Here is a 15968-nt window from a genome sequence, read left to right as displayed (position 1 = left end):
GCCTCCGTTATGCGCGTTGCGTGGCGACGCGGGCTTCGGCGTCGGGTTCGGTGCCGGGCGCCGGGCGTTCGCCGCGGTTGATCAGCGAGACGCAGACCGCGCACACGAGCACCGAGCCGAAGGCGGCGAGCACGGCGACGGGGCCGCCGCGCAAGGCCGCGACGACGTTCTGCTGGGCGGCCATGGCGACGACCACCGGGATGTACATCGCGCCCCAGAAACCGACGCCCATCTCGGTCTGCGCCGGCATCAGCCCGCGCTTGTGCAGCCACAGGCGGGCGCAAATCAGCAGGATCATGGCGATGCCGACCCCGCCGACGTTGGTCTTGGCGCCCAGCAGCGTCCCGAGCAGGTCGCCCAGGAAGATGCCGAGCAGGTGGCATACGGCCAGCAATGCGGTTCCATAGATAATCATGTGTGTCTCCTCTTCGTCCAAAAAAAGGTGGAACGGCCGTGGATATTGTTGTTGGCGGCCGGGTACTGCGGCGAATAGCTAGTCGACGGCCTCCCATTCCGATGCGAGCAGCGCGCGCACGGTGCGCGACGCGCCGCGATGTTGTCCTTGCAGACGGCTCGACAGGTCGCGGCGCGGATCCTCGAGGATGTCGGCCAGCGCTGCCTCCAGCGCGCCGTGCACGAGCGCGATGTCCTGCTCGTCCGGCAGCGCGAGGTTGGTCAGTTGCAGCACCTCGTGCAGGAGGCCGAGCGAGGCGAAGCTCTTGATGTCGTAGGCCATCGGCGGCACGCTGGCCGCCAGCCGTTCCAGCGCCTCGACGGAACGCAGGGTCACGCGCGCGGCCGACGCCTTGCCCATCGCGTGGACGGCGACGGCCGGATCGTCCAGCGCGATCAGGCGGTTGGCCTGGTAGCCGTGGGCGAGGAAGGCGCCGGACATCGCGAGGCCGACGATCAGGCCGATGACGGGATGGCCGGCCTGGCGGGCATCCGCGTAGGCGGCCACCGCGCCGGCGAGCGCCTGGTGGATGCCGTACGCTTCCTCGCGCTGGCCGTAGGCCTGGCTCGGGACGTCGATGACCGCGACGATCGGGCGCTTGGTAGCGGCGTCGCGGTCCATGGCGATGACGTCGCGCACGGCCTGCGCCAGGCGCCAGCCTTCGACGAGGCCCACCTCGCCGTCGCGGGCGCGGGGAAAGGCGTTGTCGGCGTCGGGCACGACGGCGATGTAGCGCGCCGGGCGGCCGGCGAGGATCGCGTCGCAGGCGTGCACGGTCGTCCAGTCGTAGGCTGGGTGGGCGCCGCCCGTGAGCAGGCGCAGCCACATGGCGCCGCGCGAGGCGTGGTTGGTGTGGGAAGTCATTCTGCCAGTCCTTTCGAATAGATCTCGCGTACGTCGTCGGCCGTCGCCTGGCGCGTCGTGTCGACCCGCGCCAGGCAGGCGAGGAAGTCGGCGGCGCGGTCGCTGCGGTGGATCGCCGGCACGCCCCGTGCGGACAGGTCGGCGACGGCTGCGCGGATGGCCGCCGTGTCGTCGTCGACGCAGGCGTCGGCCAGGTGCGTGGCCGCACGCTGCTCGCCGCCCGTCAGGCCCCAGATCAGGGCGCGCTGGCGCGCGTCGAATTCCGCGACGCCGGCTTCCTGCTCGATCACTTGCGGGCCGTTCAGGCCGAGGCGCGCCTCGCGCGTCATCACGAAGTAGGAGCACAGGCCGGCCGCGATCGACATGCCGCCGTAGCAGCCGACCGTGCCCGCGCTGACGCCGATCACGGGACGGTGCCGGCGCAGGGCCACGATGGCGGACTGGATCTCGGCGATGCCGGCCAGGCCCAGGTTCGCTTCCTGCAGGCGCACGCCGCCGGTCTCGAACACGATCACGGCCTGCGTGGGGATGCCGCGCTCGTTATCGCGGGCGGCCAGTTCCAGCGCGCCGGCGATCTTGGCGGCGCCGATCTCGCCCATGCTGCCGCCCTGGAACGCGCCTTCGATCGCCAGCACGACGGTCGGCAGGCCGGCGAGCGTGCCCTTGGCGACGATGACGCCGTCGTCGGCCTGCGTGACCAGGTTCTGCATGGCGAGCCAGGGCGAGTGCAGGCGCGCGAACGGCCCCGCGAGTTCGCGGAACGTGCCCGGGTCGAGCAGGGCCCGGGCGCGGCTGCGCGCGCCCCGTTCGATGAAGCTGTCGCGCTTCAGCAGGTTCTCGATGTTCATGGCCGGCCTCCGTCGTTGGCTTGTTCGTACGCCTGCTCGATGCGCATGCGCACGACGCCCGGCGTCGCGCCGTTGTCGTTGATCTCGATGCGGGCGGCGGGCAGGTCGCCGGCACCGAACACGCGTTCCAGCAGCGCCTTCCAGGTGCCGCCGTAGCCGTCCACGGACGTCTGCACGGCGACCGTCGTGCGCCCGGCGGGCGCCGGCTCCAGCAGCACTTCCAGGTCGCCCGAGCTGACGACGCCGCTGACGGTGCGGCCGCGTGCCGGCTGGCCGGCGCCGAATTGGTATTCCAGTCTTTCCATGATCAATCCATCTCCATAGTCGTTGCGTGGGCGCGTTCGATGCGGTCCAGCAGCAGCGCTGCCGCCAGCAGGTCGGCGGCGCCGCCGGGCGAGACGTGCAGCCGGCGCAGGCGGACTTCCAATGTGTCGAAGGCGCGGCGGCCGTTCGGGGTGGCGACGCCGCCGCACGCCAGCACGCGTTGTGCGCCGTGCTGCGCGGTGTCCAGGGCCTTGCGGCCGCCGCGCGCCAGCAGGCAGGTGTCGTCCAGCGTCGCCATCACGGCGAGCAGGGCGTCGACGCGGGCGTGGTGTTCGGCCGCGCCGCGGGCGCGGGCCAGCTTCAGCATCGGCAGCGCGTGGTCGATCACGTGGGGAAAGCCGGCGGCGGCCTGGCCGCGGGCGCCGCCGACGCCGTGTTCGATGCAGGCACGTTCGCCCTTGTGGCCCGTCCGGAGCGGCGCGCCTGGGTCGACGAGGCGCGCCAGGTGGCCGGCGCGCGCGGCGATGGCGGCAGCGTCGCGCTGCGGCGTCGCTGCCGCCGCCGTGACCAGCAGGCCGAGCGCCCAGATGGCGCCGCGGTGCGTGTTGACGCCGCCGCTGGCCGCCATCATGGCGCTTTCCGCGTCGCGGCCGATGGCGCCGATGCGCCGGCGCAGCAGCAGGTCGTCGGCGGCGATGAGGGCGCCGGCGAGCGCCATCTGGCCGAACGCGGGCCGCAGCGCGCAGGCGGACGCGCACATCAGCGGCCAACTGAGGTCGCGATGGGCGCCGGCGCCGCGCAGGTCGACGAGGCCCGGTTTCGGCGTCAGCATCGCTTCGTCGACGAGGGCGCCGACGGCATGGTGGGCCAGCTCATTGGCTACCCCTTGGGCCGGGGCGGAGGCGGACGACGCGGGAATGGATGCGGGCGCCGTCATCACCAGCTCCTGAATTTGGCGGGCGGTTCGTACAGGCCGCCGGACCAGTCGACCAGCTCCGCGATGCTCTTCGCGGCCAGCAGCGAGCGGGTGGCGTCGGCGCGGCGCACGCCCATGTCCTCGGGCAGCGCGATCAGGCCTTGTTCGCGCATGCGGGCCGTCTGCCTGGGGTCGTGGGTGAGGCCGATCGGCGTGACGCCGGCGACGGCCGCCAGCATCGCCTTGCGTTGCTCCAGCGACTGCGCCTTGTACAGATAGGCGATGCCTTCTTCGGTGAGGACGTGGGTGACGTCGTCGCCGTAGATCATCACGGGTGCCAGCGGCATCCCGGACGCCTTGCCCACGTCGACGGCGTCGAGCGATTCGACGATGGTCGGCTGGCTGCCGTCCTGGAACGTCTCGACCATCTGCACGACGAGCTTCTTGCCGCGCGCGAGCGGATCGTCGGTCTCGATGAGGTCGAGCCAGGCGGGCGTCGGGTGGCGGCGGCCGTGCGGATCGTGTCCCATGTTCGGCGCGCCGCCGAAGCCGGTGAGGCGGCCGTGCGTGACGGTGGACGAATTGGCCAGGCCGTCCATCTGCAGCGTGGAGCCGATGAACAGGTCGACGGCGTACTGGCCCGCGAGCTGGCACAAGGCGCGGTTCGAGCGCATCGAGCCGTCTCGGCCGATGAAGAACACGTCGGGGCGGGCGGCCGTGTAGTTTTCCATGCCCAGTTCCGCGCCGAAACAGTGCACGCTCTCGACCCAGCCCGACTCGATGGCGGGGATCAGCGTCGGGTGCGGGTTCAGCGTCCAGTTGCGGCAGATCTTGCCTTTCAGGCCGAGCTGCTCGCCATAGGTCGGCAGCAGCAGTTCGATCGCGGCCGTGTTGAAGCCGATGCCGTGGTTCAGCGACTGCACGCCGTGGCGTTCGTAGACGCCGCGGATCGCCATCATCCCCATCAGGATGTGCACCGGCTTGATGAGGCGCGGATCGCGCGTGAACAGCGGTTCTATATAGAACGGCTTGTCGGAGCGGACCACGTAATCGACCCACGCGCCCGGAATGTCCACGCGGGGCAGGTCTTTCGGGTCGTCGACGATCTCGTTGACCTGGGCGATCACGATTCCGTCGCGGAACGCCGCCGCCTCGACGAGGGCCGGCGTGTCTTCGGTGCTGGGACCCGTGTACAGATTGCCCTGGCGGTCGGCCTTGTAGCCCGCGACCATCACGACGTTCGGCGTCAGGTCCACGTACAGGCGGGCATACAGCTCGATATAGGTGTGCAGGGCGCCGACGGAAAGCAGGCCCTCCTGCAGGAATTGCGAGATGCGCAGGCTCTGCGCGCCGGCGAAGGCGAAATCGAGCTTGCTCGCGATGCCGCGCTCGAACAGGTCGAGGTGTTCCGGCAGGCTCACGCTGGGCATGATCATGTGCAGGCGGTTGACCCGGTCCGGGTCGACCTGCACCAGCGAGCGCGCCAGGAAATCCGCCTGTTTCTGGTTGTTCCCCTCGAGGACCACGCGGTCGCCGCTGGCCAGCAGCAGTTGCAGCGCCTCGACGATGCGCTCGGGCGCCAGCACGGGGCCGTCGGCCAGGTGGCTGGCCGCCGCCATCCGGCGCGCCTTCTCGCGGCGCCGGGTGTCCCACTGGCGCGGGGCGGGCGTGTTGCTTTCCATGTTGTCTCCTTTGTACGGACAGTGACGCCAGCATAGGAACGGGCAGCCCTGGCTTCAATCAACGCGGCGTCCGAATGTTTACTCTCAGGTTAATGGTTGCGGTATGCTTTGCCGAGGAGCGATGCGATGATCGATGAAGAGATTACCCTGAAGAAACTGGAAGTCTTCCTGGCCTTCATGCGCCTGCACAGCCTGGCGCGCGTGTCGGACGAACTGGGGACCAGCACGGTCAGCATCCACCGCGCGCTGCACTCGCTGGAGGAGGGCCTGCGCTGCCCGCTGTTCCGGCGCGAGGGCCGCAACCTGGCGCCGCTGCCGGCCGCCTATGCGTTCGCCAAGCACGCGCAGCGCGCCGTCAGCGAAACGGAAGAGGGCGTGCGCAAGGTGCGCGAACTGGCTGGATTCGCGGGCGGCCGCCTCAAGATCGGATCGCTGTATTCACTGACCCTGCGCTGTATCCCGCAACTGCTCATGGGCGTCAAGCTGCGCCGGCCCGAGCTGCAGATCGACCTGACCCTGGGCTCGAACCAGGAATTGTTGCGCGGACTGGACGAGGGCCGGCTGGACGCCATCGTCATCGGCCTGCAGGCGCCGCTCGACGATGCGCAGCTGCTGGCCGTGCCGCTGTTCGAGGACCGGATCCACCTGGCCGCGCCGCTCGGTTCGCCGTACGCCGCCCGCGCCCACGTCGACCTGCGCGACCTGCAGGGCGAAAAATTCATTACCCTCGGCGGCGGCTTCGTGACGTCGGACAGCTTCGACCACGCGTTCCGCCAGGCCGGCTACACACCGGAGACGATCATGCGCGTGTCCGACATCTTCTCGCTCATCAACCTGGTCAGCGGCGGCATGGGCTACAGCCTGCTGCCGGGCCGCGTGGCCGAATTCAGCACGCGCATCCAGCTGATCCCGCTCGATGCGCCGTATGCGTCGCACCAGACCATCAGCCTGATCGTGTCGAAGAGCCGCGAACGCGATCCGAACCTGCTGGCGCTGGCCGCCGAGTGCCGGATGTATGGCACGGGGCAGCGGTTGGGCCGCGTCGAGGTCGGCGCCCGGTAACGCGGCCGGGTGTCGCACCGGGCCTGGTTGACGGGATTGCGAGCGGGCATACGCTCGTTCACACCCGCGCGAACCCGAGAACGAAGAGGAAGCGAAGGAAGCCGTCAGGCGGGGCGCCAAGGGCTGGCTGTCGAAGGGCTATTTCGACAATTGCCTGGTGCCGCAGTCCCTGCTCAACATGATCGAGCGCATGCAGGTGGAGCAGGGTTTGTACGTCGCGCAGGCGCGCGCCGAAATCACGCGCAATTCGATCGGCGATGCCGTCATCTCGGCCGACATGTGCGGCAGCGTCGACTACCTGAACGTCGCGGCCGAAAAGATCACCGGGTGGACGCGCGGGAGGCGTGCGGCCATCCCGTCGCCGACGTCCTCGACATCATCGACAGCGCCACCGGACACGCCATCACCAATCCCCTCGAACACGTCCTGCACAGCGACCGGCCGCTCGGCCTGGCCGGCGACCGTCCTGGTGGGCCGCGGCGGCAAGCGCATCAACTTCGGCGCCACCGGCGTCGATCCGGCCTGCCTGCAGCTCGAACTGACCGAGAGCGTGTCGATGCGCGACGTGGGCGCCAGTGCCGACCTGCCGGCCAAGCGCAAGGCGATGGACGTGTGGATCGCCGTGGACGATGTCGGCACCGGCGACTCGAGCCTGAGCTACCTGAATCAATTCCCCATCGATGTGCTCAAGATCGATCAATCGTTCGTCCGGGCGATCGACGCGGGGGCGGGCGGCAACGGCGCCATCGTCAGCGCCGTCATCGGCATGGGCAAGAACCTGCGTCACCGGGTCGTCGCCGAGGGCGTCGGGGACCAGGAGCAGCTGGCGTTTCTCATGGCGCACGATTGCAACGAGGCGCAGGGCTACTGGTTCAGCCGTCCGGTCGATCCGGCCGCGACGGGCGCGATGCCCGGCGCCGGCGTGTGCGCCTGACGCTCCGCCGGCGGCAGGCAACCCAGCCCGACCAGCGTGCATTCGACGGCGGCGTCGAGCGGCGTGTGCGGCTCGGCGCCCAGCACGTCCACGAGGCGCGCGTTGTCCAGCCGGACCGGCTGGCGCCACAGGTAACGCATTTCCAGCAGCTCGCGCAGGGTCTCGTTGAACGGCGCCGCCAGCCGCACGAACCACCACGGGAAGGCGCCGACGGATGCGCTTGCGCCGCGGTGCGCGACGACGCGGCGGATGGCGTCGCACATGGCGGTGCCGTCGGGGTCCCAGTGACCGCCCATGTGGAAGCGCGCGAACGGTGCGAGCTGCGCGCGGTGCTCGATCAGCGCGGCCATCGTCGCCGCCACGTCGGGCAGGTAGGCCCACTGGTGCCCGGCGCCTGGCGCGCCCGGGTTGGCGATGCGGCCGACCGGCTTGCCCGGCTTGACGAGGGCCTGGGCGAACCAGTTGTTGCCGGCGCGCGGGCCGAAAAAATCGCCGCTGCGCACGATGAGCACGCGGCCGCCGCGTGCCGCGTGGGCTTCCAGCGCCGCTTCCATCCGTACCCGCAGGCCGCCCTTGCGCGTCGCGGGATGCTGGGGCGCGTCCTCTTTGAGGAGCGGGAATGCGTCCGGCCCGTAGTTGTACACGGTGCCGGGCAGGACGACCAGCGCACCATTGGCGGCGGCCGCCGCGATGGTGTTGTCCAGCATGGGCAGCACGAGCTTGTCCCAGTCGCGGTAGCCGGGCGGGTTCACGGCGTGCACGATGACGGCGCGGCCTTGCGCGGCGCGCGCCACGTCGGCGCGGTCCAGCGCGTCGCCTGCCACCCACTCGATGCCGTCGGCGTCGACCGTCCCGGCGGCCAGCCCGCGCTTGAGGCCCCGCACCTGCCAGCCGTCCTGCGCGAGCCGGCGCGCCACCTCGCCGCCGATGCCGCCGCTGGCGCCCAGTACCAGCGCCGTCTTCTGTTGGTCCGATCCGTTCATGCCGTCCTCCGTGTGTGGAAACTGTTGAAAGTGTTGACAGCGTAACCGTTCGTCTGGCTCAATGGAATTGCATGACTTTTACTAGTAGCTATACATTTTTGTAGAACATGACGATCGAATGGGAATTCTATCGCGCCTTCCTCGGCGTGCTGCGCGAAGGCTCGTTGTCGGGCGCGGCGCGCGCGCTCGGCGTCGCGCAGCCGACGGTCGGGCGCCATGTGGCGGCGCTGGAGACGGCCCTCGGGCTCGTGCTGTTCACGCGCTCGCAGACCGGCCTGTTGCCGACGGAGGCCGCGCACGCGCTGCGCCCGCACGCCGAGGCGATGGAAAGCACGGCCGCCGCGCTGGAGCGCACCGCGTCCGGCCTGCGCGGCGGCGCGGGTGCCGTCGCGGGGGCGGTCCGGATCAGCGTCAGCGACGTCGTCGGCGTGGAAGTGATGCCGGCGATCGTGGCCGGCCTGGCGCGGCGCCATCCGGCGTTGAAGGTCGAGCTGGTGCTGTCGAACCGCGTGCACGACCTGCTGCAGCGCGAGGCCGACATCGCCGTGCGCATGACGGCGCCGCGCCAGGAACAGCTGGTGGCGCGCCGCGTCGGCGCGATCGAGCTGGGGTTTCACGCCCGCGCCGATTACCTCGAACGGTGCGGCACACCGGCCACGCTGGACGACCTGGGCGCGCACGCCCTGATCGGCTACGACCGTCCGACGCCGTTCGTGCGCCAGGCCGCGAAGGCGCTGCCGGGTTATGCGCGCGAGCGCTTCGCGCTGCGCACGGACAGCGACGTCGCCCAGCTGGCGCTGATCCGCGCCGGCGCCGGCATCGGCGTGTGCCAGGTGCCGCTCGCGGCGCGCGCGCCGGGGCTCGTGCGCGTGCTGGCCGATGCGTTCTCGTTCCGGCTCGACACGTGGGTCACGATGCATGAGGATTTGCGCGCCAGCCCGCGCTGCCGGGTCGCGTTCGATGCGCTGGTGGCCGGCCTCGGCGACTATATCGGCGCGCAGCCGCCGGCGCAGGCCGGGCGCGCGGTCAAAGGTCGATGAAGCCGCGCTGCACGGCCAGCGTGACGGCGTGCGCGCGGTCGTTCGCGCCCAGCTTCACGAGGATGGTGCTCATGTGGGTCTTGACGGTCGTCTCGCCGATGTGCAGCTGCTGGCCGATGCCGCGGTTCGAGTGGCCGACGGCCGCGAGGCGCAGGACGTCCAGCTCGCGCGGCGACAGCGCGTCGCCCGCATAGTGGATCGCCACCTCGCGCCGCAGCGCCTGCGGCAGGATGTGCGAGCCGTTATGCACCTCGCGCACGGTGGCGGCCAGTTCGCGGCCCGGCACGTTCTTCAGCAGGTAGGCGGAGGCGCCGGCCTTGAGCGCGGCCGCGATGCGGGCGTCGCCGTCGTAGGTCGTGAGCACGACGAGGCGCGCGTCCGGATGCAGGCTGCGGATCGCGCGGATGGCTTCCAGCCCGTCCTTGCCGGGCATCTGCAGGTCGAGGAGCGCGACGTCCGGGCGCCGGCTCGTGAAGAACTGGATGGCTTCGTCGCCGTCGCGGGCCTGCGCGACGACCTCGATGCCGCCGTGCGCGGTCAGCGTGGCGGCTATGCCTTCACGCATCATCGGGTGGTCGTCCGCGATCAGCACGCGGATCGGCGAGGTGCCGGGAGGGTTCATGCGGTGTTTGCGGTGGCATGGTACGGCACCCGATTGTACAACACCGGGGTCAGAGCCCGGTTTTAGGCAATTTCCCAAAACCGGGCTCTGACCCTAATGCCGTTAAGTTAAGGCCAAAAAGACCGCTCCGACTAACATCTGAGTGGCCTTTTCAAGGGCTTCGCGCGGACCTTACCGGTCCTAAACTGGCTGAAATCACGCTTAACTTAACGGCATTAGGCTCTGACCCCGAAGTCTCGACTTCTGCGGACCCTTCAGTACGTGTGGATCAATCCGCGCCGCGCCGCCACGCACGCGGCTTCGGTGCGGCACGAGACGTTCAGCTTGGAGAGGATGTTGTTGACGTGGTATTTGACGGTCCCGACGCCGATGTTCTCGGCGCGGGCGATCATCTTGTTGCTCATGCCGGCGGACAGGTGCGCGAGGATTTCCAGTTCGCGGGGCGACAGGCGGTTGCCGTCCACGCGCCCGGCCAGTTTTTCGGCCAGGCCCGGCGCGAGGTAGCGGCGGTTGGCGGCCACCTGGCGCACGCACAGCACGACCTCGTCGAGGCCCGACTGTTTGAGCAGGTAGGCGCTGGCGCCGGCCAGCAGGCCGCGGTGCACGTCCTCGTCGCCGTCGTAGGTGGTGAGGATGACGATGCGGGCGTCGGGCACGAGGGCACGGATCCTGCGGATCGCTTCGATCCCGCCGCCGCCCGGCATGTTCAGGTCGACGAGCATGACGTCCGGCCGCAGGCGCAGGTAGTGTTCGACGGCCGTGACGGCGTCGGTCGCTTCGCCGACCAGCGCCAGTGCCGGCTCGAGGCGGACCAGCGCGGCCAGGCCGGCCAGGATCAACGGATGGTCGTCCGCGATCAGCAGCGTGATGGGGTGCGGGTCATCCACAGGCGGCCTCGCCGGTGATCGTGGCGGCATGCGCAGGGGTAGAGGCATGCGCATGGCGGGCGCGCGGCAGCGCGAAGCCGGCCGTGCAGCCGTGGTCCGGATTGGCGTCGAGCCAGATGCGGCCATCGTTCGCGTCGACGATGGCGCGGCAGATCGCGAGGCCCAGGCCGAGGCCGTGCACCTTGGTCGTGACGAGCGGGTCGAATGCATCGGATGCCGTCGCAGCGTAGATGCCGGCACCGTTGTCGCGCACGGTGACGACGACCGTGCCGCCGCCGCTCGCGCGGGCGCGGATCGCCAGCCGGCGCGGCCTGCCGGTCTGGGTGCGCAGGGCGTCGACCGCATTGCCGACGAGGTTGCGCAGCAGCTGGCGCAGCTGCACCGGATTCGCGTTCACCGTGCGCGCGCCGGGCGCCAGGGTCACGCGGCAAGCGATGGCGTGGCGGCGCAGGTCGGCCGCGTAGTCGGCCAGCACGTCGTCCACGGCCGCGTCCAGGCGGCAGTCGCCGTGGCCGGTGCGGACCGGGCCCGCCAGCGCGCGCACGCTGTGCACGATGGCGCTCGCGCGGCGCGACGCGTCCAGCACGGCGCACAGCGCGGCATGGGCCTGGGCGGGCGCCTGGGCGCGTTCGATGCAGCGCAGGGCGGCGTGGGCGTGCAGGGCGATGGCGGCCAGCGGCTGGTCGACTTCGTGGGCGATCGACGCGGCCAGCTGGCCGATCGTGGCCAGGCGCGCCTGCCGGTCGGGCTCGAGGCTGGGCGCGCGTGGCGGCGGGTGGGTGGTCATGGCGGCTCCTCGTCCGGTGATCGGCGGCGCGCACGGGAATGTCGCGCCGCCACACGCATTGTCGGGACGATGGCGGGCCGGGTCCAGCTATACGAACGGATATGCCGGGGCGAGCCGTCAGCCCCGTTCCGCCTGCAGCGCCAGGTGCTGGCCGATGAACCAGCTTTGCAGTTCGTTGGCGCGTACGACCTGGCTGACGATCAGGTCGTTGCTGCCGTCGTCGCCGGCGTCGGCCGCCTGGCGTGCCAGCGGGCGGGCGTCCAGCAGGATCGTCTCATGCGCGGCGGCCAGGCGCTCCAGCTGGGCATGGGCCGACTCGCGCCCGCGCGGTGCGCGCGCGATCGACGATTCGCCGGCCACGTCGCCCGCCAGCGCGAACGTGACGCCGCCCAGCGTCTGGATGCGTTCCGCGAGGGCGTCCATGATCGTCACCTGTTCTTCGTAGTGCTTGTCGAACAGCAGGTGCAGTTCGTAGAACGTGGCGCCGGACGTCTGCCAGTGCGCCTTCTTGTACGCGTCGCGCAGCGCCATCGTGTGGGCCAGCAGGCGGTTCAGTGCGCGCACGCCCTGCGAGCGGGTCTGTTCGGGCAGGCCGATGCGCACGGGCGCCAGCGCGCCGAATTCCTGCACGATGCCGGCATTGTCTTGGGGGGAGTGGTCCATGGGGTTCTCGCAAAAGGATGACACCCCGAGTCTATCCGCGCCGCGCGGCGCGGACACTGATCCAAGGATCAGGCAGCGGCGCCGGGCGGCAGCGCCCGTCCGCCGCGGCGGCGTGCGGCGCCGAGCGCGCCCAGGCCGAGCAGCAGCAGGGCGGCGGTGCCCGGCAGCGGTACGTGCACGTTCTTGGCCAGGCCCTCGATGACGTCGTTCTGGCAGGTTTCGCCCCAGTGCATCGCGAACGAGCTGTAGTCCAGCAGGTCGGAGCCGCTCAGGTCGATCTTGAAGGTGAGGGCGCTCTGCGCCGGATTGCTCCGGTTGACGGTGACGGCCCAGGTGCCGGCGAGTCCCGTGTCCTCGACCGAGGCCGACTTGGCGTTGACCGCCGTTTCCTGGTTCTCGCGGTAGTTGCACGAGGTCCCGCAGCTGATGTAGCTGTTGGAATTCAGGATGTTCTGCGCGTTCGTCGCGCCGTTCAGCGCATACAGCTTGAACGTGCCGCCCGTATTGCTCCAGCGGTTGTTGAGCGCGAAGCCGTAGTCCCAGACGGTGCCCTTGGTCGCGTTGTCGGTGGCGTAGTGGTTGCTGCTCGTGCCGGCCGCGTTCCACGTATCCGACAGGAAGACGTCGCCGTAGCCGATGCCCTTGCCGGTCGCGCCCGTCAGCGGGTCCCTGCCCCAGGTCGAGTTCACGCCCGCCTTGCCGGCGAACGCAGTCGTGATCGTGATGGTCAGGACGTCGCCGGCCCGCGCGATCGCGGCCTGCGAAATGTCGTAGGTGCTGCCGCCGATGCTGTCGGAGGCGCCCTTGTTGTCCGCGCCGTAGTAGGCCGTGGTGCCGGAATCGAGGATTGTGGCGGCGCCTGCGTGGCCGATGCCAAGGACGCATGCGGCCGCGACGGCCAGCTTGAGCGCGTTGTTCACAGACTCTCCTCAAATATTCGCACGTTGACCAGTTTCAAACGCAATCATGCCACAGATAAACTTAACTTGTAAATAAATTATTTAATATCAATAAGGAGTGTGATTTTTTTGCAACCAAAAAGTACACCGTGGTATCGCCGATATGCCCGGCGGGTTTTGCTTGCCTTATTCCGGCTTGCACCACGAAAATAGGCGATTAATTTATATCAAGATCACCGATGCCGACCCGACCTCCCGCGCACCCGCGCCGCGCCACCCGCCTGGCGACCGTCCTGCTGGCGGCCGTCCTGGCCGCGCCGCTGGCCGCCTGCAACCGGCCGACCGCCGCCCAGCAGCGCGCCCACGCGGTGCAACTGCGCAGCCAGGGGGATTTCCGGGGCGCGCTCATCGTCCTCAAGAACGCCCTCGACGCGGAACCGGCGAACACGGAGACGCGCTACCTGCTGGCCCGGACCTACCTCGACCTCGGCGACAGCACGACGGCCGAAAAGGAAGCGCGGCAGGCGCTGGACCGGGGTTACGCGCGCGGCCCGGCGCTGGCCGCGCTGGCCGCCGCGCTCGTGATGGAAGGACAGCACCGGAAGGCGCTGGACGAGACCAGGGGCGGGCCGGACGACCCGGCGCTGAGCGCCGCCCGCGGCGACGCCTGGCTGGCGCTGGGCCGGAACGACGAGGCGCGGGCCGCGTACGAACACGTGCTGGCGCAGCATCCGGACGACCCGGCGGCCCTCGTGGGCATGGGCCGGCTCGCGATCGTCGAAGGGCATGGCGACGCGGCGCACGGCTACGCGGACCGCGTGCTGGCGCGCGATCCGCGCAATGTGGATGCGCTGATGTTCAAGGCCGACCTCGTGCGCGCCGGCGCGCAACCGGAACAGGCGCTGGCGCTGTACGACCGCGTGCTGGCCGTCAGCCCGCAGCACCGCACGGCCCACGTCGAAAAAGCCTACCTGGCGATCGGCCTGCGCCGCCCGCAACTGGCGCAGGCGGAGCTCGACCTGGCCGCCAGGGCCGCACCCGCCAGCCTGCTGGTGGGCTATACCCAGGCGCTGCTCGACTATTCGACGGACAAGCCGGATGCGGCGCGCGACGTGCTGTACAAGGTGCTCAAGGCCGTGCCCGACCACATGCCCAGCGTGCTGCTGGCCGGTGCCGTCGATCTCAGGCTCGGGTCGTATTACCAGTCGGAGCAATACTTCCGCCGCTACCTGGAGCGCAATCCCGCCAACGTGTACGCGCGCAAGATGCTGGCGCAGGCCCTGATCGGCTCGGGCCATGCGGACGACGCGCGCGCCGTGCTGGAACCCATGCTGGACGCGCGCCAGCTGGACGCCCAGGTACTGGGACTGGCCGCCGACGCCGACATGCAGTCGCACCGTTTCAGCCAGGCGGCCGAGCTGTTTGCCCGCGCGAGCGCGCTCGATACGGCGTCGGCGTCGCTGCGCACGGGACTGGGCCTGTCGCGCCTGGGCGAAGGCGCGACCGACGACGCCGTGCGCCAGTTGCAGGCCGCGACGACGCTCGACAAGAATTCGCTCGAAGCCGGCGAGGCCCTCGTGCAGGCCAACCTCAGGCTGGGCCGGCGCGACGCCGCCCTGGACGCGGCGCTCGCGCTGGAACGCACCCAGCCCGGCAAGCCGCTGGTGCACGCCCTCAAGGGCCAGGTGCTGGCGGCGCAGGGCAAGCCCGACGCGGCGCGCGCCAGCTTCGAACGGGCGCTGGCGCTCGATCCGTCCTACTATCGCGCCGCCGCGGGCCTGTCGCAGCTTGCACTCGACGCGCAGCGGCCGGACGAGGCGCGCCGGATCCTGGTGGCCTTCCTGGGCCGGAACAAGGCCAGTATCGACGCGATGGCGGGCCTGGCGGCGCTGGCCGGGCGGGCCCACGACCAGGCCCAGGTCACGCACTGGCTCGAACAGGCCGCCGCCGTCGACCCGCGTGCGATCGGCCCCGGCGTCGAACTGTGCGGGCAATACCTGCGCACGAAGCAGGTGGACAAGGCGCTGGAACTGGCGCGCCGCCTGCAGGTCAGCCATCCGGAAGACCCGGACCTGCTCGACCTGCAGGGCAAGGCGCAGCTGGCGCGCGGCGATCTGCCGGCCGCTCTGGAATCGTACAAGCAGCTGGCGCAGGCGCTGCCCCGATCCGCGCCGGCGCTGATGCAGGTGGCGGCACTGCGCCTGCTGTCGAACAACCCGACGCAGGCCGAAGACGACTTCAAGAGCGTGCTGGCGATCCAGCCGGACTTCCCGTCGGCCCAGCTGGAACTCGCGGCGCTGTACGTGCGCAAGGGCTCGCCCGATCTCGCGCTGATGCTCGCCGAACGCATGCAACGCCAGCATCCGAACGGCGCGGCCGGCTTCCAGCTGCAGGGCGACATCCTGATGGCCAAGCACCAGCCGGCGGCGGCGCTGCCGGCGTACGAGCATGCCTACGGCCTGCACGTGACGAACGAACTCGCGATCAAGATCGACAGCGCGCTGCGCGAGGCCGGCCGCGTGGCGGAAGCGGAGAGCCGCCTCGGCAAGTGGCTGGCGGCGCACCCGGACGACCTGCGCGCGCAGGCCTACCGCGCCCAGACCTGGATCGGCGCGGGCGACTTCAAGCGGGCGGCGGCGCAGCTGGAAGGCGTGCTGCGGCGCCAGCCCGACAACGCCGTCGCGCTGAACAATCTCGCCGTGTGCTACCAGGCGCTGGGCGACGCGCGCGCGCGGGCGACGGCCGAAGCGGCGCTGCGCGGCGCGCCGCAACGGCCGGACGTGATGGACACGCTGGGCTGGATCCTCGTCGGCGCGGGCGACGCGGCGCGCGCCGTGACCGTCCTGCGCGAGGCGCATGCGCTGGCGCCCAAGGCGCGCGACATCCGCTACCACCTGGCGGCCGCGCTGGCCGCCAGCGGCGACAAGGACGGCGCGCGCAAGGAACTGGACGGCCTGCTCGCGGGCGACATGCGGTTCGCCCAGGCGGACGATGCGCGCAAGCTGTCCGCGCGCCTGAAGACGGGCGGCTGACGGATTCCGGCGCGACGCGCCCGGCATACTC

At 70.5% G+C, this 15968-nt stretch carries 16 protein-coding genes; 4 read left to right on the top strand and 12 right to left on the bottom strand.

Annotation, left to right across the window (positions count from 1 at the left end):
* Window positions 1-7: 7 nt before the first annotated feature.
* The 6 genes from madL to mdcA form a co-directional block, all read right to left on the bottom strand.
* Window positions 8-415, bottom strand: coding sequence for a malonate transporter subunit MadL (gene madL / locus U9J41_RS05020; protein WP_322400595.1), 408 nt, complete (start codon window positions 413-415; stop codon window positions 8-10).
* Between the two features lie 78 nt (window positions 416-493).
* Window positions 494-1318 carry a biotin-independent malonate decarboxylase subunit gamma gene (gene mdcE, locus U9J41_RS05015; protein ID WP_322400594.1) on the bottom strand — a complete coding sequence of 275 codons (825 nt, stop codon included), beginning with the start codon at window positions 1316-1318 and terminating at the stop codon, window positions 494-496.
* Entirely contained in the window at window positions 1315-2166 is an 852-nt protein-coding gene (locus U9J41_RS05010) for a biotin-independent malonate decarboxylase subunit beta (protein ID WP_322400593.1), read from the bottom strand. Before U9J41_RS05010 ends, mdcE begins: the two co-directional genes overlap by 4 nt.
* Window positions 2163-2471, bottom strand: coding sequence for a malonate decarboxylase subunit delta (locus U9J41_RS05005; RefSeq protein WP_322400592.1), 309 nt, complete (start codon window positions 2469-2471; stop codon window positions 2163-2165). The genes U9J41_RS05010 and U9J41_RS05005 overlap by 4 nt, the downstream gene beginning before the upstream one ends.
* 2 nt (window positions 2472-2473) lie before the next feature.
* On the bottom strand, window positions 2474-3367 hold the full coding sequence (locus U9J41_RS05000; RefSeq protein WP_322400591.1) for a triphosphoribosyl-dephospho-CoA synthase: 894 nt from the start codon (window positions 3365-3367) through the stop codon (window positions 2474-2476).
* Window positions 3367-5028: a malonate decarboxylase subunit alpha gene (mdcA, locus tag U9J41_RS04995; protein WP_322400590.1), complete on the bottom strand. Its 1662-nt coding sequence runs from the start codon at window positions 5026-5028 to the stop codon at window positions 3367-3369. Before mdcA ends, U9J41_RS05000 begins: the two co-directional genes overlap by 1 nt.
* 126 nt (window positions 5029-5154) lie before the next feature.
* On the opposite strand from mdcA, the gene U9J41_RS04990 reads away from it, so the two are divergent.
* Together U9J41_RS04990 and U9J41_RS04985 are read left to right on the top strand one after the other, a co-directional pair.
* On the top strand, window positions 5155-6090 hold the full coding sequence (locus tag U9J41_RS04990) for a LysR family transcriptional regulator (RefSeq protein ID WP_322400589.1): 936 nt from the start codon (window positions 5155-5157) through the stop codon (window positions 6088-6090).
* 157 nt (window positions 6091-6247) lie between these two features.
* A complete protein-coding gene (locus U9J41_RS04985) occupies window positions 6248-7024 on the top strand; it encodes an EAL domain-containing protein (RefSeq protein WP_322400588.1) in 777 nt (258 codons plus the stop codon).
* On the opposite strand, the gene U9J41_RS04980 is transcribed toward U9J41_RS04985, so the two are convergent.
* Entirely contained in the window at window positions 6955-8007 is a 1053-nt protein-coding gene (locus tag U9J41_RS04980) for an NAD-dependent epimerase/dehydratase family protein (RefSeq protein WP_322400587.1), read from the bottom strand. The two genes, U9J41_RS04985 and U9J41_RS04980, sit on opposite strands and share 70 nt — an antisense overlap.
* A 107-nt stretch (window positions 8008-8114) precedes the next feature.
* On the opposite strand from U9J41_RS04980, the gene U9J41_RS04975 reads away from it, so the two are divergent.
* Window positions 8115-9047, top strand: coding sequence for a LysR family transcriptional regulator (locus tag U9J41_RS04975; RefSeq protein ID WP_322400586.1), 933 nt, complete (start codon window positions 8115-8117; stop codon window positions 9045-9047).
* Here U9J41_RS04975 and U9J41_RS04970 read toward each other — a convergent pair.
* The 5 genes from U9J41_RS04970 to U9J41_RS04950 form a co-directional block, all read right to left on the bottom strand.
* A complete protein-coding gene (locus tag U9J41_RS04970; protein WP_322400585.1) occupies window positions 9034-9669 on the bottom strand; it encodes a response regulator transcription factor in 636 nt (211 codons plus the stop codon). The genes U9J41_RS04975 and U9J41_RS04970 overlap by 14 nt on opposite strands.
* Window positions 9670-9923: 254 nt before the next feature.
* Complete coding sequence (locus tag U9J41_RS04965) at window positions 9924-10556, bottom strand: response regulator transcription factor (RefSeq protein ID WP_322400584.1); 633 nt, start codon at window positions 10554-10556, stop codon at window positions 9924-9926.
* Window positions 10549-11343 (bottom strand): sensor histidine kinase, encoded by a 795-nt coding sequence (locus U9J41_RS04960; protein WP_322400583.1) that lies wholly within the window; start codon window positions 11341-11343, stop codon window positions 10549-10551. The genes U9J41_RS04965 and U9J41_RS04960 overlap by 8 nt, the downstream gene beginning before the upstream one ends.
* A 117-nt stretch (window positions 11344-11460) precedes the next feature.
* Window positions 11461-12006 carry a Dps family protein gene (locus U9J41_RS04955; protein ID WP_322400582.1) on the bottom strand — a complete coding sequence of 182 codons (546 nt, stop codon included), beginning with the start codon at window positions 12004-12006 and terminating at the stop codon, window positions 11461-11463.
* 68 nt (window positions 12007-12074) lie between these two features.
* Entirely contained in the window at window positions 12075-12926 is an 852-nt protein-coding gene (locus U9J41_RS04950) for a PEP-CTERM sorting domain-containing protein (protein ID WP_322400581.1), read from the bottom strand.
* Between the two features lie 218 nt (window positions 12927-13144).
* Between U9J41_RS04950 and prsT the strand changes: the two genes are divergently transcribed.
* Window positions 13145-15937 carry an XrtA/PEP-CTERM system TPR-repeat protein PrsT gene (gene prsT / locus U9J41_RS04945; protein ID WP_322400580.1) on the top strand — a complete coding sequence of 931 codons (2793 nt, stop codon included), beginning with the start codon at window positions 13145-13147 and terminating at the stop codon, window positions 15935-15937.
* Window positions 15938-15968 lie beyond the last annotated feature (31 nt).

The organism is Massilia luteola (genome assembly GCF_034420155.1).
In the GTDB taxonomy this organism is placed as follows: Bacteria; Pseudomonadota; Gammaproteobacteria; order Burkholderiales; family Burkholderiaceae_D; genus Telluria; species Telluria luteola.
Note: the sequence above shows the minus strand (reverse complement) of the source record. Positions and strands in the feature narration are given on the sequence as shown.

Bases quoted from the DNA above. Each gene is read 5' to 3' on its own strand.
- U9J41_RS04960 (WP_322400583.1), bottom strand. From the start codon at position 11,343: ATGACCACCCACCCGCCGCCACGCGCGCCCAGCCTCGAGCCCGACCGG.
- U9J41_RS04955 (WP_322400582.1), bottom strand. From the start codon at position 12,006: ATGGACCACTCCCCCCAAGACAATGCCGGCATCGTGCAGGAATTCGGC.
- mdcE (WP_322400594.1), bottom strand. From the start codon at position 1,318: ATGACTTCCCACACCAACCACGCCTCGCGCGGCGCCATGTGGCTGCGC.
- prsT (WP_322400580.1), top strand. From the start codon at position 13,145: ATGCCGACCCGACCTCCCGCGCACCCGCGCCGCGCCACCCGCCTGGCG.
- U9J41_RS04990 (WP_322400589.1), top strand. From the start codon at position 5,155: ATGATCGATGAAGAGATTACCCTGAAGAAACTGGAAGTCTTCCTGGCC.
- U9J41_RS04975 (WP_322400586.1), top strand. From the start codon at position 8,115: ATGACGATCGAATGGGAATTCTATCGCGCCTTCCTCGGCGTGCTGCGC.
- U9J41_RS05010 (WP_322400593.1), bottom strand. From the start codon at position 2,166: ATGAACATCGAGAACCTGCTGAAGCGCGACAGCTTCATCGAACGGGGC.
- U9J41_RS05005 (WP_322400592.1), bottom strand. From the start codon at position 2,471: ATGGAAAGACTGGAATACCAATTCGGCGCCGGCCAGCCGGCACGCGGC.
- U9J41_RS05000 (WP_322400591.1), bottom strand. From the start codon at position 3,367: ATGACGGCGCCCGCATCCATTCCCGCGTCGTCCGCCTCCGCCCCGGCC.
- U9J41_RS04980 (WP_322400587.1), bottom strand. From the start codon at position 8,007: ATGAACGGATCGGACCAACAGAAGACGGCGCTGGTACTGGGCGCCAGC.
- U9J41_RS04970 (WP_322400585.1), bottom strand. From the start codon at position 9,669: ATGAACCCTCCCGGCACCTCGCCGATCCGCGTGCTGATCGCGGACGAC.
- mdcA (WP_322400590.1), bottom strand. From the start codon at position 5,028: ATGGAAAGCAACACGCCCGCCCCGCGCCAGTGGGACACCCGGCGCCGC.
- madL (WP_322400595.1), bottom strand. From the start codon at position 415: ATGATTATCTATGGAACCGCATTGCTGGCCGTATGCCACCTGCTCGGC.